Here is a 21,401-nt window from a genome sequence, read left to right on the forward strand (position 1 = left end):
AGGGCACAAAAAAAGGGAAGAGTGTTAGGTAAAGCGGGCGGTTCCAAACCGCTGTCTCAATCACGAATAAGGTGCGGGCGGAGGATGGGGGAATTAGTCTAGATTCTTTGTTTCCCTAGTTTGTAGCCGCTAGTTCCTAGCCTGAGAGCAAGAGAGCCTGTTGCCCGTTCCCCGTGTCCTCTTTCTTCTAATAACGGGGTTCCGAGTTGGGAGGCGGTGTTCTATGCGTTAAAGCCTCGCACAAACTGCTCATACCGGAATAGAAATCACAAACTCCGAACCCTGACCGAGGGAGGAATTCACGAGTAACGTACCTCGATGTTTTTCCACAACAATTTGGTGGGCAATAGACAATCCTAATCCAGTCCCTTGACCCACAGATTTGGTGGTGAATAAGTGGTTAAAGATGTTTTCCTTGACTGAGTTCGACATCCCCACTCCATTATCCTTAATGCGAATCAAAACCTGATTGTTATCTTCGCTCAGAGCAGTTTGAACCGTGATTTGATTAGGTCGGGCTTTAATTTCCTTAAAACTGCGCTCCTTATTTGACTCTTCCAGAGCGTCAATGGCATTTGCCAGTACGTTCATAAATACCTGGTTTAACTGTCCGGGAAAACATTTCACTAGGGGCAAGTTACCATACTCTTTCACAACTTCAATGGCAGGGCGGAACTCGCTGGCTTTTAAACGGTGCTTGAGAATCAGCAGAGTGCTTTCGAGTCCGTCGTGAATATTGAAAGAAACGGGTCGATCGCTATCTGCCCTGGAAAACGTTCTCAAACTCGTACTGATATTGCGGATGCGATCGACTCCTTCCTTCATTGAGCCAATTAACTTGGGCAAATCTTCTCGCAAATACTCCAAGTCCATATCCTTAATTTCTGCTTCAATTTCCCCTCCCGGATTGGGAAATGTTTCTTGATAGAGATCGATCAAGTTGAATAAATCCCCGACGTATTCTTGAGCCGGTTGCAAGTTGCCGGCGATAAAGCCTACGGGATTGTTAATTTCGTGGGCTACCCCTGCGACTAAATTTCCCAGAGCAGACATTTTCTCACCCTGTACCAATTGCAACTGCATCTGTTTGAGATCGTGGATAGACTGCTCTAGTTTTTGGGCATATTCCTGGGATTGCTGATACAGTCGGGCGTTCTGTAAGGAAATTGCTGCTTGCGAACACAGGATATTGAGGATGGCGACGCGATCGCCCGTGAATACCCCTGTTGCTAAATTATTTTCCAAATACAAAATCCCCATCATTTTCCCTCGCTCGCTGATGGGAGTGCAAAGCAGGCTCTGAGGTTGGTGTTGGATTATGTAGGGGTCAGATGCAAATCTTGGTTGATTGCTAGCATCATCAAAAATCAGGGTTTCTTTTGTACGCTTGACGTAGTTGAGCAGGCTCAGAGGAATTACTTCGCTCTCCTCAACCGGAATTGATTGCAGAAGGCAGTCTTGACGGTTTGTGCAGTGGACGTTGAGCCTCCAGTTTCCCTCTTCATTCAAAATTAATGCTCCGCTTTGTGCTCCGGCATTCTTCACCACCACTTGCAGGAGGGTAGTGAGCAATTGATCGAGTTTAATTTCGCTAGATAGAGCTTGAGAAGCTTTGATAACTGTCGGCAAATCTACTAAGCCCCAACTGCTGGTGCTACCGATAATTGTTCTATTCGTGTTAGATATGGATGATTCGCTATGGGTGGATGTGTGAATTGTTTCGCTCGAATTCTGGCGAGTTCGCTCTTGTTGCAGGATCACAGCAAGCGATTCGGGATAGCGCTGTTCTAGATGGTCAATCTTTGCTTTTGCTCCCCAACGAGCGTAAGCATAGTAAGCATCAATTAAATATGGTTTGGCAATTTTTTCTTTGCCCCATGACAAATAAAATTTGGCTGCTAGTTCGTGAGCCAGTGCTTCCTCGTTGAGGTATCCATTCTCTTTGGCCAGAGCAATAGCCTTGTCGTACATCTCAAGCGCTTCTATTTTTTCGCCTAACACCCGATGCCGTTCTGCCTCCACTAGATAGAATTTATGCAGATGATTCATGGGGGCATGATGTGCCCATTTTTGCATTTTTTCTTGATTAGCTTGTACTCTGTCGAGAAGTTTCTCTTGTTCTGACTGTGGAGTGTCAGAATACACCGCTAACCGCACCAAAGAATCGTAGAAATGGTAAACAGGAACAACGGGCATTCCTATTACTGCATTTAAATAGTTCTCTGCTAGAGCGATATTATCAATCGATTCTGAGTATTTTTCAAAGCAATAACAAAGTAAAAACTTGTGTAAATATATGTATGCAAATCCTATTTGGTCATTTGTTTGCTGGTAAACTGTCAACTTGATATCCTCATCGTAGGCTTCACCCTTTAGAATGCAGGGATTGTTACTTTTTCCCAGCATATTCAAGCTAGCCTGCCAATAAATCTCTATATAATTAAGCGGCTTTTTTTGCTTAATTTTATCAATAGCATCTCTGTTTCTTGCTATCTCTCTTTCAAGGAGAGCGAGTTCTTTGCCACTATAGTAAGCTGAACAGGAAGACTGTAATAAATTATAGGCTGCATATTCTATATCTCCTGTTTCCATTCCGCTAGAATAAGCTGACACCAAAGGCTCTAAGGTTTCTCTGAGATGCTCTTTGCAATGTCGGATAAAGAAATTTACTACGAAAGCTGTCTTGGCTTTGATTTCTTGAGAATTTAACTTTGACGCTAGACTTAAAGCCAATTGACCGAACTGATAACCTGAATCAATATCTCCCACAACTCCACAAAGAAGAAAACCATAATTGGCGTAAGCAAAGGGAGAAACGGAAGCATTCCCATATTGGACGGATAATTGTACTTGTTTGCATACAGTCAAAGGCAACAGTGCAGGAGCAGCAAGGTATGCAGTAGCAAAGATACTTGATAAAAGTCTTATGGCTGCTAGTTTATAGGGCTCCTTCATTTGAGGCAGCTCAATTAAATCCTCAATTCGCTTCTCGTTCAAAATTGCCGCAGTTTCGCCTAATGCCTGCCCAATATCAGACGGATTTGGCTCCGAGGGAAACTCTACCCCCAACAGTTTTAAAACTTGTAGTCCCGTATTCAGCGCTTCCTGTAACTTATTTTGCGCCATACAAGCTTCTATCTGTACTTCATATACTTTCACTTTGTCCAGTAGTATTTTGGCACAGCTTTCCACGACTGAGGCTAATTCTTCCATCCCGTCAAAGTCACCGCTGAGATATGCCGCTTCTGCTGCTTCGGTATGCAGCCCTAAAGTTAGTTCGTATTGATTATCCCAACTATTGGCTGTCAGTAATTCCTTGCCAATCTTGAAATATTCAACCGCAGCAGCATAAGCGGTAGCAGCTTTGGCTTTCTTTCCAGCAACCAGATTCAATCTTGCTAATTGCTCCCGTTCTGCCTCCGGGGTAATTAGCTCAACTCCCACATTTAAGTGATTGACAATATCAAAAATTCTTTCTTCTCGATCGGCTTCTGGCGTATTCTTTAACAGCAGTTGACCTATTTTTAAGTGAGTAGAGCGCTTTTGGTCTTCAGGAATGAGAGAATAGGCTGCTTGTTGGACGCGATCGTGTAAAAACTTATATTTGGGTAATTGGTCATGGGTCAATGATAATTGGTCAGATTCCTTCCCATTACCGATTACCGATTCGCTATTCCCCTCTGCTTGATAAAACTTATAAACTTCGGTAATGGGTAAAATTAGCCCGTCTTGTAGTGCCTTCCATAAAGCGGTTGCGGTTTCTACGGGCGAATTTTCATTAACAATTGCTAAAGTACCTAAATCGAACTGATTGCCAATACAAGCAGCTAACTTTAAAACTTCCTGTGTCTGGGTTGGCAACTTTCGCAACTGAAGTGCCATAAATTCTACTACATCATCTGTTAGTGCCAAGGTTCGCACTCGGGCAATATCGCACTGCCAATACCGCTCTTCAAAATTAAATTTAATTAGCCCATCTTCATGCAAAGATTTAAGGAATTGTGTGCTGAAAAATGGATTGCCTTGGGTTTTCTGATAAACGAGTTCTGTCAAAGGCAGAGCCAACGCTGTAGAACAAGCTAGAGTATCGGCCACTAAACAATTTACGTCTGCTTGAGCGAGCGGAGCTAAGGTAATCGCATTCACCTTTGCTTCAGTTTTTTGAATATCTGCTAAGGTCAGCATCAATGGATGTGCTGGAAACACTTCGTTATCTCGATAAGCTCCAATTAATAAGAGATAGCAGTTATCGGCAGCACTCATCAGCAATTGAATTAATTTTAACGATGCTGAGTCTGCCCATTGCAAATCGTCCAAGAAAATCACTAAAGGATGTTCTTTTGTTGTGAATAATTGAATAAAATTTTCAAACAACAAATTGAAGCGATTTTGCCCGGCACTGCCAGAAAGTTCTGGGACTGGCGGTTGCGAGCCGATAATACGTTCGAGTTCGGGAATGACTTCAACTATCACCCCAGCGCTATCGCCCAAAGCTGCCAAAATTTTCAACTTCCATTCTTCAATTTTAGCATCTGTTTCTGACAGCAATTGTCCCATTAAATCGCGAAAAGCTTGGACAAATGCTGAAAAGGGAAGGGTGCGTTGAAATTGGTCAAATTTGCCTTTAATAAAGTAGCCTCGCTGTCTCACAATTGGTTTGTGAACTTCGTTGACAACAGCGGTTTTGCCAATGCCGGAGAAACCGGCAACGAGCATCATTTCGGTGCTTCCCCCACTGACGCGCTCAAAGGCCGCTAGCAGGGAGAATACTTCGCTTTCTCTACCGTATAATTTTTCTGGAAGAGTAAAGCGATCGCACAAATCTCGCTCCCCTATTTTAAAGTTAGTCAGCGCCCCTGTCTCTTGCCACTGGAATAAACAAGTTTCCAAATCAAACTTGAGTCCTAGGGCGCTTTGATACCGAGCTTCAGCATTCTTCGCCATCAGTTTGCTGACAATCTCAGACAGCACCAATGGAACACTCTGGTTGATCGTTGAGGCTGGGATAGGTTGTTTGGCGAGGTGACAGTGTACCAAATCCATTGGATCATCTGTTTGAAATGGTAACTTTCCTGTTAGTAATTCGTAGAATGTTACTCCTAGAGAGTAGAAATCTGTGCGGTAGTCAATACCCCTGTTCATCCGGCCAGTTTGTTCTGGAGATATGTAGGGTAAAGTGCCTTCGAGGACGTTAGGATTTTGAATTTCTTGGGTTTCGCGAGGCAGCAGGGAAGCGATGCTGAAGTCAATCAGCTTCACTTCTTTGCTCGTGGGGTTAATTAGAATGTTGGCGGGCTTGAGGTCTTTATGGATGACGTGGTGGCGATAAAGTCCGTCAAGGGCGTTGGCAATTTGAATGGCAATGGGAAGAAACTCGTTAACGGGCAAGCCTTCTAGAGGTTCGTTGCTATCGGATGCGAGGCTAGCAAGGTAGTTACTTAAGGAAATTCCGCCAAAGTCTTCCATCACCAGAGCATAGTGGTTCTGGTAAGTCTCCAGGCTGTATGCCTTAACACTGCCAGGGATCTCTAAGTTTTTAGCAATGATGTACTGGTTGCGGAAATGAACCAGTTCGTTGAAGCGGGGAAAGTCATTTCGCAGCAGTTTGATCGCGACTGGCTGCCCATTTTCCGAGCGAATGCCACGATAAACTAGAGTTCGATTACCTGCGTATATTTGCTCGTTTATGTGATATCCTAGAACAAGATTTGTGATGCTAGTCATACCTACGTATTCCTACTACTTCTATAAAGCCTGAAGTTTCTGAGAGTTGATATCTACTATTGTCGCTCTATCTGCTGTGGTATTCAGTGTATTACATTTTTCTTAATATACTTTGTGGTTCAACTTATGAAAGCACGAGTTTAAAACAATACTTGAATTGTTTATGTAAGAGCTGTTTATACTTGAGTTAAGACTAAGTAGAAAATGAAGGAGGCTACGGCTGAGTGAAGGACAGCAGTTGATAGAAGAGGAATTTAAGAGACTAATCAGGTACTTAAGAGTATTTTTGACACCAATGCTTGTATGCGATCGCCTATTAAATGTTAATGTATAGTTTAGGTGATAATTTAATGTCATTAATACAATTGGATCGCAGCGGAATTTAAAGCCGGAAGCAGAAAAAATTGAGTTTGTGTGTCAAATTTGGGATAAATTGGGATTCATGGGATCGCCAGCAGAATTATTTGTCGAGATGCCACAACAAGCTGGCCCAATCTAATAAGTGAATCAGGCATTAAATGCAAAAGTTCGTAACTAGACTATGGAATTAGCCCAAATCAATTATATTTTGCCACTCACATATTTACCAATTACAAATTACAAATTACCCCTTTGATTGTTTCACTTCCAATACCTGCGCCAGTGAAACAAATTCTCCCACAAATTCTGCATAAAAGTATTGCTGCCCAAGCGCTGCGACTCCCAAACAGCAGCAGTTTGACCGTTAATTGCCGAAAAACTCGACCAAATATAAGGAAGTTCGGCGATCGCCTCAACCTTCATCCCGTGACGCACAGCCAAGGCGATCGCGTGAATCAACTCAGCAGCTTGTGGCCCCACAATACTCGCTCCCAAAATCTCCCCGTTGCGACGCCCGACAATCTTACAAAAACCAGTTGTATCCCCGGACATTTGAGCTCTTTCAACATTCTTGAAATATTCCCGACAAACAATGAGATCGTCTCCAAAACGGCGCCTTGCTTGCGCTTCAGTCAAGCCAACCCTCGCCAATTGCGGGTCAGAAAAAATCGCCCAAGGAATCCCGCGATAATCTATTTGAAACATCGGCAAAAACAAAGCATTTTTCACAGCAACCGCAGCTTCGCAATTAGCGATGTGAGGGAACGGATAACCCCCAGCAAGATCGCCGATCGCGTAAATGCGGCGATTAGTTGTTTGCAGCTTTTCATTTAAAATCACCCCCCGATCGCTGAATTTAACCCCAGCCACTTCGAGATTTAACGATGAAAAATTGTGTCCTCTACCGGCGGCCAGAAAAATCTCCTCAGCTTCGATCGCCCTTGGCCCAGCTTGAATCCACTTCTTACCATCAATCACCCTCGCTTGAGTCACCTCAGTAGCAGTCAGAATTCGCACTCCTTCAGCTTCCATTGCAGCTTGAACCAACCCAGCAGCCTCCCGGTCTTCTTTAGCCAAAATGTGCGAACTTTTCACTACCAAAGTGACAGCAACCCCCAGCCGAGCAAAAGTCTGAGCCACTTCAACACCGCTGGGATCTGCGCCGATTACAACCAAACTTTTAGGCAACTGTGGAAGTTTTGCTAATTCCCCAACAGTTTCCGAAGTAAAAAAGCCAGCAGATGAAAGTCCTTCAATATTAGGAATCGTCGGCAGAGTTGGACAAGCCAGCAAATAACAGAGCGATCGCAATGAACGCCCGCCGACAACAAAAGCCAAATCCGGTTTCGCAACAAACTCGCCGTTGCCAAAAATAACATCGACCCCGCGAGCAGCCAAAAGGCCGAGAGAATCAATTTCTGACAAATTAGAAACAACATCATCTGCCCACTTGAGAACCCCCTCAAACCGCAATTTGAGCGGCATGGAGGAATTCGCGACTTCCCAACGCACCCCCAACTGCTGGCGGCTGATCTGCTGGGCAAAACGAGCAGCCTCCCTCAAAGTTTGGCTGTATCTCAAACCAAGGTCGATCGACTCTTTCCCCCCAGTCGGCGAATCTTGGGAATTACTTAGCGGTTCCACCAAAGCAACGCGAGCCGGGAAATTAGTTGCAGTCAAAGCAGCATAACGTCCGGCCGGAGTTCCACCAATAATCACTAAATCATAGTCAAGCATAAATAAAGAAGTCAGTTGTTAGCTATCTGTTAGTTATTTGTTATTTATTTATTTATGAGTTATTTGTTATTTATTTATGAGTTATTTGTTATTTATTTATGAGTTATTTGTTATTTATTGTAAAGAGTCAACTGACAACTGACAACTGTCAACTGTCAACTGTCAGCTAACGAATAACTTCGGCAAGTCCAGCAATCAGCCGCAGATTGTCCGCCCTTGAGCGCACAGCCACCCGAAAAAACCGATCGCCCAACTCAGGAAAACTCAAACAATCCCGAATCAAAATCCGGTGTCGTTCCAACAGACTTTTTTGAATTGAAGAAACCGACATCGACGACTCAACCAACAAGAAATTAGCCGCCCCTGCAAAAGGCTGCAAACCAGGCAAATTAGCCAAACCCTCAAATAGCTCTCGGCGAGCAACAGGCAGCCAATCCCAAGTTTGCCGCTCAAAAACAGTATCTCGCACCACAGCAGCAGCAGCAGCAGCAGCCAAAGCATTTACAGGCCAAGGATCGCGCTGCTGCTGCCAGCGACGCAGAATATCGGGATGGGCGATCGCGCAGCCCAACCGCAGTCCCGGCAGAGAATAGAATTTAGTGAGCGATCGTAAAATCACCAAATTCGGAAACTCCTCAACAGCATCGATCAAAGTTTCCTGCTCAGAAGGCGGTAGAAAGTCCATAAAGGCCTCATCCACCACCACCATACCTAACTGCTTCAAATAAGGCAAAATCGCCTCCCTACCAAATAGCAAACCCGTAGGATTGTGCGGGTTGTTCAGGAGCAAACCTAGTCGATGATCGGCATCAAGAGCAAGAGGAACCGGGAGACGGAGAGAAGGGGAGATAAGGGAAGGGTTAGAAACCGACAAATCATCAGTTACTAACCGGCTTCCAGCCTCCGCGTCCAACGATTTCAGATCCAACTGAGATGTCGCACCCTTCTCAATTACTTGTTTCGGAACAGGCATCTTGCCTGTTCCACAAGAAAATTCATCTTTTGTGGAATGGGCATCTTGCTCGTTCTTGACAATGGTGCAAGATTTAAGATCCAAATGGCATTTGAGTACCTGCGCGCCAAAAGCCGAAAGAGCCCGCCAGTAATCGCCAAAAGCCGGAGTCACCAAATAAGTCGCCTCCAGCTTCGACAAATCCCAAGCCGCCCAAGTCAACAATTCCGCCGAACCATTCCCTGGCAAAATCCAATCCCGGTCCACATTCAAAGCCTCCCCCAAAGCAGTCCTGAGCTCCCCATAATCCGGGTCTGGGTAAGCCGTCAGACTGCTCAAGTTTGATTGAATCGCAGCCAGGGCCGACTCAGGAGGGCCCAAAGGACTGATACTCGCAGAAAAATCGAGAATAGCAGAGGGAGGGCAGCCTGCCAGTGCGGCTGCCCAAGCTAAATTCCCACCGTGTACAGGTCTAATCAAGACTCAGTTCGCCAGCTATTCTGCGTTTTTCGGGGGTGCAACTCTGTCCTTAAACAACTTCCCTGCGGAAAATGCAGGAACTCTGGTTGCCGGGATTTCCATCTTGTCGCCAGTTTTGGGATTGCGACCCTCGCGAGCCTTGCGTTCCCGCGACTCAAACGAGCCAAAACCGACAAGCGTCACCTTGTCGCCATCGGAGACAGCTTCCATGATTGCTTCGAGGGCGGCACTCAAAACAGCATCTGCCTGTTTTTTCGTCACGCTAGCCTTTTCCGCGACTGCATCAACCAATTCACCTTTGTTCATTGCGAACTCCTTCTGGATTTGCAAAATTACGTTAAACAGACTTAGTTCAACTATTAGCCGTGAGTTATCAACTCGATTGAGGTGTGGATTGGGAGGTTTGGGTGGTTCCCGATTGCTCCCGTCCGCTTCCCCGAATCACAACTCCTGCTGAATACCAATTACCCTAGGATAATTGGTCAGAAAAGGAATTTTTGTTTCTAACTGCTGAAAACCCCACAGCATCTAATTTTCACTGCATTATTCTAAAGTCTTGCCGACCGTTATGGATCGGTGGAACCTTTAATTTATATGGATTTGGACAATTTTTTTAATTAATCCCAAAATTTAGGTAAAAAAATACCACCTTGGAGAGAAGATTTCTCGCCTCGGTGGATTTGAAAGCCTTAAAAAAGGAGAAATAGAAGGAATAAAATGTAATTTGTCAAGGGCTAAAGGAAAATTTTTTTCCTTCTTCCTTCTTCCTTTCCCCTCTTTCTTGCCCCCGTGGGGTCGGGCTGTTTCATTCTCTCGAAACCCGCCAGGGACTGAAGTCCCTGTCTCATAGCTGAAGTCGTCTGAAGACGACTGAAAGAGTGATTTATACTCCTCTTGCATAGGACTAATGAGTGCTTTAGTCCTCTTTTAGAGGACTAAAGCTTTGAGGCAGGGGTTTCAACCCCTGTCGGACTGTAGGACTGTCGGACTCAGGGGAAAGAGCGTGGAAAGTTGACAGCAAGGCATTTTTCCTTTGTTCCTACTGTCTCGGCTGGACCGGCTGACTGCGCTGCAACAGTTGGCGCGCGTCGGGACTAATGTTGTTTTGGTAGCCAAAGTTCGATCGATCGCTATCATCCAAAATTTGCGGAGTCAGCAATACAATCAACTCCGCCCGCTGGTTAGCCTTATTGGTACTCCTGAACAGCGAACCGATAATCGGCAAATCTCCCAAAATCGGAATCTTGTTCGCTGTAACCCGTTCTTCGTCGCGGATAATCCCCGAAACAATCAAAGTCTGACCGTCCCGCAGGCGAATTAACCCCGATTGCAACGAGCGCTCGCCCAGCAGCCTGATAGTATTGGTGTTCGCGCCCGTGGCCAGGTTTTGCTCGCCGCCAGGTGTCCTGATAATCGGATTCACCCGCAGAGAGACAAAGCCATTATCGTCAATCCGGTCGATCGCCACCCCCAACTGCAAACCAGCCCTGTCTTTGACAGCCGTCACCGTTGTGGTACTTGTATTGCCGGTACTCTGGGTTTGGGACGTGATGTTAGTGATCACCTCATCAGTAATATTCACATTCGCCGTTTCTCCTTCTTGAACCACCAGAGTCGGATCGGTCAGGATTTTGGCATTCTGGCTCTGAATAGTGGCCTGCAACGCCGACAGGAACCTCCTGGGATACTGGAACGCCGGGAACAGGGCGAACTCTGCACTTCCCGAAGTTGTCCTCGATCCAGGCTCGTAATCCGTAATTCCAACTCGCGTAGGGTCATTAGTAACTGGGGCTGTCGGCTGGAGGAACACACCTTTGGCGGGGCCATCGAGACCTTGACCTGTAAACGGCACGATACGCCGGCCGTTCGCATCGTAGAAAGGCTCCAGGTCTCCTAAAGGGTTGCCGATGATCGGCCTACCGGTCAAGCTCCCATCGAGAGCGTTTGCATTGGGCGGATTGATGCCGCCAAAATTGAGAGTGGCCGCCCCATTGTCATTGACAAAGAAACTGTCATTAATTCCGAAAGAGAAACTGCTGTTAGTTCTGTTGTCTCCCAACAAGTTGATATCGATCACCTTGACGTTGACAGCCACTTGACGGCGGCGCAAATCTAGCTGTGTCAAGAAAGCCACAGCCATGTCAACTTTGCGCGGGTCGCCCACCAAAGTGATGGAATTGAGCCTCGCATCCGCCAGCACCGACAGTCCCCTCAGCAAGAGCGGCCCCGTGCCTTGGGTAGCGCCGATCGCCTTAATGTCGGGTTCCCGAATTTCCACATCCCGCGCCGCATTTCCCTGGCCCACGCTTTGAATAGTCACCCGAGTAATCGGCAGTTGACTTTCCGCGCCTTGAGCGCTCAAAAAGTTAGCTGCATCCGTAGAGCGAACTTGATTGAGCCGCAGAGTCCGAATGATAATATTGCGCGAGTCGATCGGCAAGCTAGTCCCTACAAAAATCGTCCGCCCCTGGCGGTTAGCTTGCAGTCCGCTGAGCCGCAGCACGTAATTAAAGACATCTTGCACCGACTCATTTTCGATGTCCAAAGAAATCTTCGGCCCTTCATCTGAACCGGAGGCTCCTGGCTGACCAGGCACTGCGGGCTGACCCGGTTGACCAGGGGCCGCACCGCCTGTAAAAGCGATGTTCAATCCAGCAGCGCGGGCCAGCAGAGCCAAAACGTCCCGGACTGGGGCATCCCGCAGCACCAAGCGGGGGATGCGTTCTCCCGAACTCAGTTCAATATTTCCCGCGCCGGGGGCGATGTTAGACACTGCGATATCTCCCAAGGGCGGAGCAACTGCCCTGGGTTGGAAAGGCGCAGCCTGATTGCTCTGGGATTGAATTTCGCTGGGGAGGGGCGGGCGATCGTTTCTGGTAACACTAACTTCGGGATTTGGCAGCAGCACGCCTGGGTTTTGCGAGGTGCGGACTTGGGGAGCCGGCCGGGGAGCTGTTTGGGTCAGCGGCAGTCCCGGAGGGGGCGGGGGTGGAGTTTGGGCAGACTGTACTGTGCCACCCTGTCCGGCAACGCTGAGGACGATGCTTTGGCCTTGTCCCGGCACAATTTGTCCGTTGGGAACTCCGTTGGTGCCGGCTACAACAACGCGGATGCTGTTAGCCTCTACCTGACTGATTTCTACTGAAGAAATTCCCGGAGCGGGGTTATCTTGACGGAAGCTGTTGCCTTGTGGCAAGCGAAGCTGGGTGTTGATAATTGTGGCTTGGTAAGTATTGCCGTTATTGATGGCGAAAACTTGCGGGCGATCGCCCTTTTCTGTCGCCATGACAATATTTACGCCATTATTACCTTGACTTACTTGCACTCCTGTGACTTGAGTCGGCACTGCCAAGACGGGGGCTTGGGCGATCAGAACTCCTGCAACGCTGCATAAGAGTCCTCCACTTAACCGTAGATGCTGTTTCACGTTCTCTCCTCAACTACAATTTGTATTTTTTGTTCGCAGTCTTTTGTCGCTAGCTGCTAAACTGACTGAAAGATTCTCGCTTCGAGTCTATTTAAAAGCAGAAGTTATGCCCTTTTCGATTTTATATTTTCGAGGGAATAACCGCTGACATAATGGTTAGAAACTATCCTACAGTTCCCTTTTTGGGAAACTTGGTATTAGAAGAAAGTAGGTTCTAGAGCAAATTTTTGATTGCCATATAATTTTTTTTTGTGGCATTCATATTTTTTTACTTCTACCTTCAATCTTCAAAATTAAACCTTCTGCCTTCTCTTTGTTTGTGAAAAAGCAAGTTGGGAACAATAGCTAATATCTATCCGCCCAACAACCGCTACTTAGCACCAGGACTCGGAGCCGGAGTTGGCGGTTTTTCTTCTTGCTTTAACGGCAGCAGCGCGTGCAAGTCAAAAGCAGTTTTAATTTTAGTTGGCGGCTGCTCCACAGGAACTATTTTCCCTTTCAAAAAGTCAACTTCAATTGGCTCATTTGATGCTAGCAATTCAGATTTCAAATTCCTAACTACCAACAGCGACTGCATCAACTCCAAGTTACGCATAAAATTGCGGGTTTGAGCGAAAGTGCCTTCAAACTCTACCTTAAATTTTTTGCGTCTGAGCTTGCCAGCCAGGGACGGCCCGAAGGAGGTATCTGCCAGAATATCAGGGTCTGGAGCTCCCGGCGCGGCGGTTGCTGCTGCTGGGGGCATATCCGGCTCAAATTTGGTAATTTTAGCCTTGAGGTCATCTCCTTGCACGCCGGCGTTGATTCTATTAACGAGTTGGGTCAGGTCAAGCAAAAGCGTGTTGGCGCTGGCGTCGCTGGCAAACATTGCCGTCACGTTTGCCCGGCGCTGTTTTGCTTCTTCTTGCTTTGCTTCTGCTTCTGCCTTTTTTTGAATTTGAGTTTGCAATTGCAGTTGCGTTTGCTCGCTTTCGCTAAGTTTTTGCTTGAATGCGTCTCTTTTTTGGAATTCGGGCAGTACGAACTGGTAGCCAATGCCACCGGCAATGACGAGGCCGAGAACCGCGATGCCGATTGCTTGGACTTGGGGTGTCAGCTTAATGCCGAATAGTTCCTGACCCCCTGTCTCTTCTGCTTGTGCGCCGCTGGGAATAAACTGATTTGCTGTCATTGTTTTTTCACCTCTGGTTTTTGTGGTTCTAGCACTCCTTTTTCTTGAAGTGTTTCTATCCGTATTGCTAGGCCGTCTGCTTGCTTGCTTCGCAGCTCGGGGAGCAACTCGGAGGCCCCCGTCGGGCTGAGTGTCGTTTCAATTTTATATTCCACCACCGGTCGCAGTTTGGGAAGTTCTGCTGGTGCTGCGTTTTCGTTACGCACTTGTAATTGTGCGGGGTTGTTTTTTAATGTGGCCGCTATCAGTTTTGTATCGGTGTTAAGGAAGAAAGGAGAGCGCTGGACTAGCAACATAAAGTCGTTAACTTGAGCAAAGGTACTGGCTATCCCTGAAATTTGTACTTTTGATGCCTGCTGCGGGACGACGGCGGGGGGAGGTGCTGCCGGGGTGGGGCTAGCTGCTGGAGACGGACTCGCCCCTGGGGAGGCTGCGGGAGTTGCAGCAGGGGGTGGGGGTGCTGCTGCAACGGGGGAGGGACTTGGGTCGATTTGCTCGATTTTGCCAATTTGGACTCCCGCCGGAGTACGAGCACTGAGGTCTTGCAGCATCGCCGACCAAGGCTTAATTTGGTCGAATACTCCGGCTAATGCTTTGTATTCCGCGGTAACTTGGTCGGTTTCGGCGTTGATGGCTTTGATGGTGTTGGCTTGAGTGTTTAACTTGGCCAGTTCTTGGTCGATGGCTTCTTGTTTTGTGGCCAAGCTGGTATTTTCGTTAGTCGCCCACCACCAGGCACCCATGACTGCGGCGATGATGCCAAGGGCAAACAGCGTCGCCCCATATATGGGCAGTTGGTCTTTGGCCCCACCGGAACTTTTTTTAGCTGGGCTTTTGGTTGCAACGGGTTTGTAGTCGGGACGGTCGTTGAGAAAATTAATATCTAGGCTGTACATGGCTTCACTCGATTTTATAGCAGAAGGTAGAAGGCAGAAGGCACAAGGTAAAAGGTAGAAGGCACGAGGTAGAAGGTAGAAGGTAGAAGGAAAAAGTGATCTAGCGTTTATGTTTCAGGAATTAAGAATGTCCTAACAGTCTTGGCTGTTGCTATAGATTTAAATTTGAAATTTGAGATTTTAGACAGAACCCAAGATTGCTGGTACAAGTGAAGGATTTATTTAGGGAAGAAAGAAACAACTTTCTGCCTTCTACTGAAGGAAGGGGCTGCTTCTACCTCAGATATATTCTACCTTCTATCTTCTACCTCCAATATTCTACCTTCTGCTTTCTGCCTTCTTCTTTTGGAAGGGGTTTTTACCTAAAATTCTCAAATCTGTTTTTCTCTCATCTAAAACTGTTAGGTCACATAACCTCCCTTAGTCCTAAACCTAGGGCGACTCCTAAACCTGCTCGCTGTTCTGGGGTAATTTCTTGGCTGATTTCGAGGCCTAGGGTTTCGATGGGATCGACTTGAGATGCGGGCAAGCTTAATCTTTGCATAAAAAATTCGTCTAGTTTGCCGATCGCAGCTCCAGGACCTGCTAGCAGCAGTTGCGCTACTTCGAGTTCTTCGCTCTGGTTGAGGTAAAAGTCTACTGAGCGGCGCAGTTCGTCTGCTAGTTCTCCCAATACTTTTATCATCGCATTTGTTCCCGGATTGGCGTCTCCCGATGCGCCCATTGTATCTGTGACGGGCAGGGTCATGCCTTGCAGTTCACTGGTGTCTCTGGTTGGCGGCAGGTTCATGGCTTGGTTGAGGGCGGTCTGGATTTGGTAGGTGCCGATCGGGATGGTACGGTTGAACTGAGGTATGCCGTCCACTACTATAGCTAACTCGGTGCTGTCAAATTCTATGGCGGTGAGAACTGCTGCTTCTTGGGAGGAAAATTGTTGCAGTTGTTCTTTGAGGGTGCGGATTAGGGCAAAACTGGTTACTTCTAATACATCTATAATCAGTCCGGCTTCTTTGAATGTTTCGATGTATGTGTCGGTAACTTCTCTGCGGGTTGCTACTAACACGACTTGCACTTTTTCTACTCCGTCGTCATCTACAAAAAGGCCTATTTTTTGATAGTCTACGTCGGCGTCTTCTCTGGGAAACGGCAAGTACAGTCCTGCTTCTGCGTTCATGTAATCCCGCAGTTCTTCTTCGTTGAGCTCTGCAGGAACTGGGATGAGACGGATGACGGCTTCGCGGCCGGGAATGGCTGTGGCTACTCGCTTGGCTTTGATTTTGTTGTCGGCAAGGACGGTACGTATTAGTTCTGCCATTCCCGGCGGATCGACTATTTGTCCTTCTTGTACATAGTCTTCTGGAACTTCTATGGAGGCTAGGATGCCTAATTTTAATGCCTGAGCTTTCTTTTCGAGCTGAATGATGTTGATGCGGTCTGGGGCTATTTCGATCCCGATTCCTGGCTGGCGTTGGGAAAGTAGACCTTTGAAAAAGTTAACCATGTGATTGGGTCGCCGATAATTGCTATTTTTTTCTTTTGTTGTTGGCCAGCCTGATTCAGCGTGCCCGGTGTTGGAGGGTTGGTTTCCAACTGCCGCAAGAGTGCTGTAATCTCGGTATCCCGCCGTAGCTACGCAGCTCCGTCTGTGTTGCGCGATCGCTAGTTCCGATTTTATGCTATCCAATTTACTTGACAATAGCTATTCTGCTGCGAATGTCAATAAATTCCAGCAGAATCGACCGAAAACCTGCCGATTCTGCACAAAAACAGACTATCTCGCTCCTGGGCCCAGGTACAAAACTCTGTTACTGACTCGATAGCGCTTGATTCGGGCGATTCTCTACCCTACCCTACGGAAACCCCTACGGGGAACGGGAACCCCTGCGGGAAGATAGCTTCGCTTCACGCTTTTTTGTCTGACGGTTCCGATAACTCTCAAATTTTATTCTATGAAACGTAAATCTTGGCAACTGTTTGCTGTTTTTGGACTGGTGGGGCTGCTGCTGGCTGCGGTGGTGAGTTGCGGCAAGCCGGCTGTTAATTCCCAGGCAAATAATACGCAGGAAATCGAGTTCTGGACTATGCAGCTTCAACCTCAGTTTACTGAGTATTTCAACAAGACGATCGCCGGTTTTGAAGCCGAAAATCCGGGGGTGAAGGTGCGCTGGGTGGACGTTCCTTGGTCGGCGATGGAAAGCAAGATTTTGGGGGCTGTTTCGGCGAAAACTGCGCCGGATGTGGTGAACCTAAATCCAGATTTTGCTTCGCTGTTGGCGGGACGCAATGCTTGGCTGGATTTGGATTCTCGGATTCCGCAGCAAGTTCGATCGACCTATCTGCCAAATATCTGGAAAGCTGGCGTACTCGACGGCAAGAGTTTTGGCATTCCTTGGTATCTCACGACTGGGGTAACTATTTACAATACGGAGTTGTTGAAGAAGGCTGGAATTGCTAAGCCTCCGGCTACCTATGCCGAGTTGGCAACTGTTGCCAAGCAGGTGAAGGAAAAGACTGGTAAGTTTGCTTTTTTTGTGACTTTTGTGCCGGAAGATTCGGCAGAAGTTTTGCAATCTTTCGTGCAGATGGGTGTGCCTTTGATTGACGCTAAAGGCAAGGCGGCTTTTAATACTGCTAAGGGCAAAGCTGTTTTTCAGTATTGGGTAGATTTGTACAAGAACGGACTTTTGCCGCAGGATGTTTTGGTGCAGGGACATCGCAGGGCGATCGAGCTTTATCAAGCTGGGGAAACTTCTTTGTTGGCTTCCGGGCCTCAGTTTTTGAAGGCGATTGCTGAGAATGCTCCTAGTATTGGTGCTGTTTCGGCTGCTGCGCCTCAAATTACGGGGGAAACCGGCAAGAAGACTGTGGCGGTGATGAATTTGGTTGTGCCCCGCGACAGCAAGCGCCCTGATGATGCTGTCAAGTTTGCTTTGTACGTGACTAATTCTCAAAATCAGTTGGCTTTTGCTAAGGCTGCTAATGTTTTGCCTTCTACGGTTGAGGCTTTAAAGGACGATTATTTTAAGAACGTTCCGGCTGACGCTCCTGCAGCCGATCGCGCTCGGGTTGTTAGTGCTTCTGGGTTGAGTTCCGCCGAGCTATTGATTCCGCCTCTCAAGGATGTTAAGAAGCTGCAAAAGGCGATTTATGACAATTTGCAGGCGGCAATGTTGGAGGAGAAATCGGTAGAACAGGCTGTGGCTGATGCGGCTAAGGCTTGGGAGCAAAGGTAGTTTTGAATTGCAGCAGGGGCGGGATTTTATTTGCTCTAGCCCCTTGCTTTTTTAGGCAATTTGAAATATTGTTAAATAATGGCAAATTGTGCCGCCATATATATCAGCATATAAGCTTTTAAGTTATTATCGAATGATGAAATTATCGCCTCTTCACAAGGCGGAGTCGGAGGAGAACTCTGGATAAGACAATCTCCAATATTTTAGAAGTAAATGTTTGTTGATAAGAAGGCTTGCTCATCCCAGAAACCGAGTTTATTTATCCCGTGCGATCGCCTTTATCAATTCAGCTTGATTGATAATTTGTAGGAGTATAGCCTGAATTCCTCAAATATTCAGAAATTTGACTCGTGTTAAAATCAAAGCTCAGCTCAGAATAGGATAAAATTCTTATGCCAGCGATGACGCTCAAAGATTTAAACCAAGTTCAAACCCTTTTTTCCGAAGCGGGTTTAGATTACCAAATTGAACTAGAAGACGGGATAATTTCAGTTATGGGGCCATCAGACATCGTATCCAGTGAAATCAGTAGCCGTCTCATCGCCTTTCTTTTCGCTTGGATAAATCCCCGTCGCTTGGGGAGAGTTTTTGACTCCGCAGGCGGTTTTATCATGCCGGATACGAATGTCAAAGTACCGGATGTTTCTTTTGTGCGCGCCGCCCGCTTGCGCCAAAGTCCGCGGTATTTTGGAGAACTTGTCCCCGATTTGGTGGTTGAGATTAAATCTCAGAGTGATCGCATTAAGCTTATAGAAACCAAGGTTTTGAAGTTTATAGAGCTGGGTGCGATCGTCGGAATTCTGATCGATCCTGATGAAGAAACAGTGACTATTTATCGCTCTACAGGTGAACCGACTGTTTTAGGAAATGGCGATATCTTAACAGTCGCAGAACTTTTTCCCGGTTGGGAATTGCCCGTTTCGGAATTGTGGCCTCCTATCTTTACTGAGGAAGAAACACAAGGTTAAAGAAAAAATAGCGTGAAGCGAAGCTATCTTCCCGCAGGGGTTCCCGTTCCCCGTAGGGGTTCCCGTAGGGTACGGTAGGGAATCGCCCACTCTACTTATCGAGCTTTTCCTTCAACGCGATCGCACTTCCAAATATTCATCAGCGGTGGAGATAAACGCTAATGAACTTGTGCAGCTAGCTCAATCGGTGAATCTTGATGAGTCAATCGATAGGCAGCACTTTCTTCCAGCAATTGTCGAATAAAATGGGGGCTGTGAGCATTAATTGAATGTAACAGATTTCTATACAAGCGGCAGGCAACCTCATCATTCAAAATGCGACTGTGGAGTATTCTTGTCCAATCCGAGGCAACAACAATTAATTGTGGAATGACACGGATAAATGCTTGTAACTGCTGTTCCATTTCAAAAGATTCTAAAAAATGAATTAGGCTAAACATCACCTCCGGCTGTTGGCAGCGATCGTCTAAAATCAGATGTAAATCTGCTAAATGTTCACTCTCAGGATGCTTCGCGAATTCCGCTAAAGCATTTTCAAAAGCTGTTACTTCTTCCGCAGATCGCATTAATTTATTAGCGACCAAAATGGTAATCCAGCTATTCTCCTTCATCACCTATTTACTCCCTTTTCAAAAACGCCCAACCAAGCTAACTTATTTGACTGAATAACTTGCTGTAAGCTGCGCCTAATTAGTGGCGTGTAAAGTCCCTGACGGCGATAAATTGCTCGCGCATCGCTAATTTCTCTAGCTAGTGCTTCCCTTGGTAACAAGCTGAGATTCGGAGATTGTCCGTAAGAGATAGTCTGGCGATGACGACCTCCTTTACCGGGCAAAGGGTGTTCCATCATTATAGCAATACCCATTTCTCTGCTGTAACCAAGAACCTTTGCTGCCATAAATCCATTAGAAGGAATGTGATGTGGTGTCAGATTATCGCCTCTTCGTCCAGCTTTAAGCAGGTCTCCGTAACATCCAACTGCGCCTTCCCCTGGGAGAAGTCTGTTTGTATAATTAGCTATTTCTATTCTCCTATTCGCTGCTAACGGACATGATATTACCACAAGAAACCCAGTGTCTATGAAGCATCTCTTGCTAGTTTACCCGAACAATTCATCTTAAGGCAGGATGCGTTTAAGCTTGGGATTGTTGTTGCAGAAAATAGCCCACGAGATAAAGCGAACCGCAAAGGATTGTTAGGTTGTCGCCTGTAACAGCAGCATCTAAAGCTGTTGTTAAGTCGGGGAAGGCTTGACAGAGAGTTAATTCGGGGCAGATAATTTGAGCTAGGGCGGCTAATTTTGCGGGGGATGATGAGTTTTGATCGGGTACGGGAACTAGGTAAAGTCGATCGCCCTTTTTGAGTAATGCTTTCAAAATATCATCGCAGTCTTTGGTAGCCAGAATCCCAATTACCCAGTTAATCGGTTGGGAACTGTTAAGATTATCGACATATTCGCGCAGTGCGATCGCTGCAGCGGGGTTGTGCGCGCCGTCAATTAATATTTTGCGGTTCTTCCAAGTTGTCTGCTGGAGTCTTCCGGGCCATTGGGTTTTGGCGATACCGTTTTCGATGGCGGTTGGGGAAATTTGCCATCCTTGGTTTTGGAGAATTTGCAAAGTTGCGATCGCAAGTGCTGAATTCATTAGTTGAATTTTTCCCAGCAGCGGCAATTGATATTTTATTTTCTCCGCATTTTGAGTTAATTGATATTCTGCAAATCCTTGTCCTAAATCTATTGCTGGTTTTACCCAAGTGGCCGGACAGTCTAATTCTTGAATGCGTTTTTCTATTACTATTCTAGCTGATTCTGGCAATTCTCCGATAACTGCCGGACACTTTGATTTGAGAATTCCCGCTTTTTCCCCAGCAATATCTGCGACGGTGGGACCGAGTATTTGCCAGTGTTCGAGACTGATAGAAGTGATGACGCTAGCGAGAGGTGTTTCGCAAACGTTAGTCGCGTCTAATCTACCGCCCAATCCAGTTTCTATGACGGCGATGTCTGTTTTTTGTTCGGCGAAATACAGCCAAGCTGCGGCGGTGATTATTTCAAATTGAGTAGGGGTTTCGGTGTTGTTTTGGGTGGCGGCGACAACTCGTTCGAGACATTGCTGCAATTGTGTTGAGGAAATCGGTTTTTGGTTGATGCAAATTCTTTCTGCCCAATCGATTAAGTGCGGGGATGTGTAGCGTCCTACTCGATAGCCTGCTTCTGTTAGTACGGAAGAGAGATAAGCACAAACGGAACCTTTGCCATTGGTGCCGGCAATGTGGATAATGGGTACTTGTTGGTGGGGGTTGTCTAGTTTTTGGAGAAGTTGGTGAATTCTTTCTAGGCCGAGGTGGACGCCGAAATGTTGGTAAGATTGAAGGATAGATTCTGCATTCATTGAGGATTATTGGATTTTTTAACGAACCGCGAAGGCGCGAAGGGCGCGAAGGAAGAGAGG

The 21,401-nt window shown here is 46.7% G+C and carries 13 protein-coding genes; 2 read left to right on the forward strand and 11 right to left on the reverse strand.

Annotated elements, in window-relative coordinates:
* Positions 1–249 precede the first annotated feature (249 nt).
* The 8 genes from QUB25_RS16230 to pilM all read right to left on the reverse strand — a co-directional run bounded on the left by QUB25_RS16230 (position 250) and on the right by pilM (position 16,248).
* A complete protein-coding gene (locus QUB25_RS16230; protein WP_333184169.1) occupies positions 250–5,724 on the reverse strand; it encodes an AAA family ATPase in 5,475 nt (1,824 codons plus the stop codon).
* A 621-nt stretch (positions 5,725–6,345) separates the two neighbouring features.
* Complete coding sequence (locus QUB25_RS16235; protein WP_333184171.1) at positions 6,346–7,821, reverse strand: NAD(P)/FAD-dependent oxidoreductase; 1,476 nt, start codon at positions 7,819–7,821, stop codon at positions 6,346–6,348.
* Positions 7,822–7,987: 166 nt separating this feature from the next.
* On the reverse strand, positions 7,988–9,253 hold the full coding sequence (locus QUB25_RS16240) for a threonine-phosphate decarboxylase (protein WP_333184174.1): 1,266 nt from the start codon (positions 9,251–9,253) through the stop codon (positions 7,988–7,990).
* Positions 9,254–9,268: 15 nt separating this feature from the next.
* On the reverse strand, positions 9,269–9,577 hold the full coding sequence (locus QUB25_RS16245) for an HU family DNA-binding protein (protein WP_278187376.1): 309 nt from the start codon (positions 9,575–9,577) through the stop codon (positions 9,269–9,271).
* A 715-nt stretch (positions 9,578–10,292) separates the two neighbouring features.
* A complete protein-coding gene (locus tag QUB25_RS16250) occupies positions 10,293–12,680 on the reverse strand; it encodes an AMIN domain-containing protein (protein WP_333184176.1) in 2,388 nt (795 codons plus the stop codon).
* Positions 12,681–13,050: 370 nt separating this feature from the next.
* Complete coding sequence (locus QUB25_RS16255) at positions 13,051–13,851, reverse strand: pilus assembly protein PilO (protein WP_333184178.1); 801 nt, start codon at positions 13,849–13,851, stop codon at positions 13,051–13,053.
* Positions 13,848–14,747: a PilN domain-containing protein gene (locus tag QUB25_RS16260; RefSeq protein ID WP_333184180.1), complete on the reverse strand. Its 900-nt coding sequence runs from the start codon at positions 14,745–14,747 to the stop codon at positions 13,848–13,850. Before QUB25_RS16260 ends, QUB25_RS16255 begins: the two co-directional genes overlap by 4 nt.
* 406 nt (positions 14,748–15,153) lie before the next feature.
* Positions 15,154–16,248, reverse strand: coding sequence for a type IV pilus assembly protein PilM (gene pilM, locus QUB25_RS16265; protein WP_333062549.1), 1,095 nt, complete (start codon positions 16,246–16,248; stop codon positions 15,154–15,156).
* Positions 16,249–16,696: 448 nt separating this feature from the next.
* Here pilM and QUB25_RS16270 point away from each other — a divergent pair, with 448 nt between their 5' ends.
* On the forward strand, positions 16,697–17,980 hold the full coding sequence (locus QUB25_RS16270) for a sugar ABC transporter substrate-binding protein (protein ID WP_333184182.1): 1,284 nt from the start codon (positions 16,697–16,699) through the stop codon (positions 17,978–17,980).
* Between the two features lie 392 nt (positions 17,981–18,372).
* Positions 18,373–18,948 carry a Uma2 family endonuclease gene (locus QUB25_RS16275; RefSeq protein WP_333184184.1) on the forward strand — a complete coding sequence of 192 codons (576 nt, stop codon included), beginning with the start codon at positions 18,373–18,375 and terminating at the stop codon, positions 18,946–18,948.
* Positions 18,949–19,106: 158 nt separating this feature from the next.
* Here the strand turns inward: QUB25_RS16275 and QUB25_RS16280 are convergent, their stop codons facing one another.
* The 3 genes from QUB25_RS16280 to QUB25_RS16290 all read right to left on the reverse strand — a co-directional run bounded on the left by QUB25_RS16280 (position 19,107) and on the right by QUB25_RS16290 (position 21,341).
* Complete coding sequence (locus QUB25_RS16280) at positions 19,107–19,559, reverse strand: Imm30 family immunity protein (RefSeq protein WP_333184186.1); 453 nt, start codon at positions 19,557–19,559, stop codon at positions 19,107–19,109.
* The gene (locus QUB25_RS16285) at positions 19,559–19,846 is read right to left on the reverse strand and encodes a hypothetical protein (protein ID WP_333184189.1); all 288 of its coding nucleotides are present in this window, start codon (positions 19,844–19,846) and stop codon (positions 19,559–19,561) included. The genes QUB25_RS16280 and QUB25_RS16285 overlap by 1 nt, the downstream gene beginning before the upstream one ends.
* 235 nt (positions 19,847–20,081) lie before the next feature.
* Positions 20,082–21,341, reverse strand: a complete 1,260-nt coding sequence (locus tag QUB25_RS16290) for a folylpolyglutamate synthase/dihydrofolate synthase family protein (RefSeq protein WP_333184191.1) — start codon at positions 21,339–21,341, stop codon at positions 20,082–20,084.
* Between the last annotated feature and the right edge of the window lie 60 nt (positions 21,342–21,401).

The organism is Microcoleus sp. B3-D7 (assembly GCF_036705305.1).
Classification (GTDB): Bacteria; Cyanobacteriota; Cyanobacteriia; order Cyanobacteriales; family Microcoleaceae; genus Microcoleus.

Coding starts and splice junctions, on each gene's coding strand:
- QUB25_RS16230 (WP_333184169.1), bottom strand. CDS start 5,724: ATGACTAGCATCACAAATCTTGTTCTAGGATATCACATAAACGAGCAA.
- QUB25_RS16235 (WP_333184171.1), bottom strand. CDS start 7,821: ATGCTTGACTATGATTTAGTGATTATTGGTGGAACTCCGGCCGGACGT.
- QUB25_RS16255 (WP_333184178.1), bottom strand. CDS start 13,851: ATGACAGCAAATCAGTTTATTCCCAGCGGCGCACAAGCAGAAGAGACA.
- QUB25_RS16260 (WP_333184180.1), bottom strand. CDS start 14,747: ATGTACAGCCTAGATATTAATTTTCTCAACGACCGTCCCGACTACAAA.
- pilM (WP_333062549.1), bottom strand. CDS start 16,248: ATGGTTAACTTTTTCAAAGGTCTACTTTCCCAACGCCAGCCAGGAATC.
- QUB25_RS16270 (WP_333184182.1), top strand. CDS start 16,697: ATGAAACGTAAATCTTGGCAACTGTTTGCTGTTTTTGGACTGGTGGGG.
- QUB25_RS16275 (WP_333184184.1), top strand. CDS start 18,373: ATGCCAGCGATGACGCTCAAAGATTTAAACCAAGTTCAAACCCTTTTT.
- QUB25_RS16280 (WP_333184186.1), bottom strand. CDS start 19,559: ATGAAGGAGAATAGCTGGATTACCATTTTGGTCGCTAATAAATTAATG.
- QUB25_RS16285 (WP_333184189.1), bottom strand. CDS start 19,846: ATGGCAGCAAAGGTTCTTGGTTACAGCAGAGAAATGGGTATTGCTATA.
- QUB25_RS16290 (WP_333184191.1), bottom strand. CDS start 21,341: ATGAATGCAGAATCTATCCTTCAATCTTACCAACATTTCGGCGTCCAC.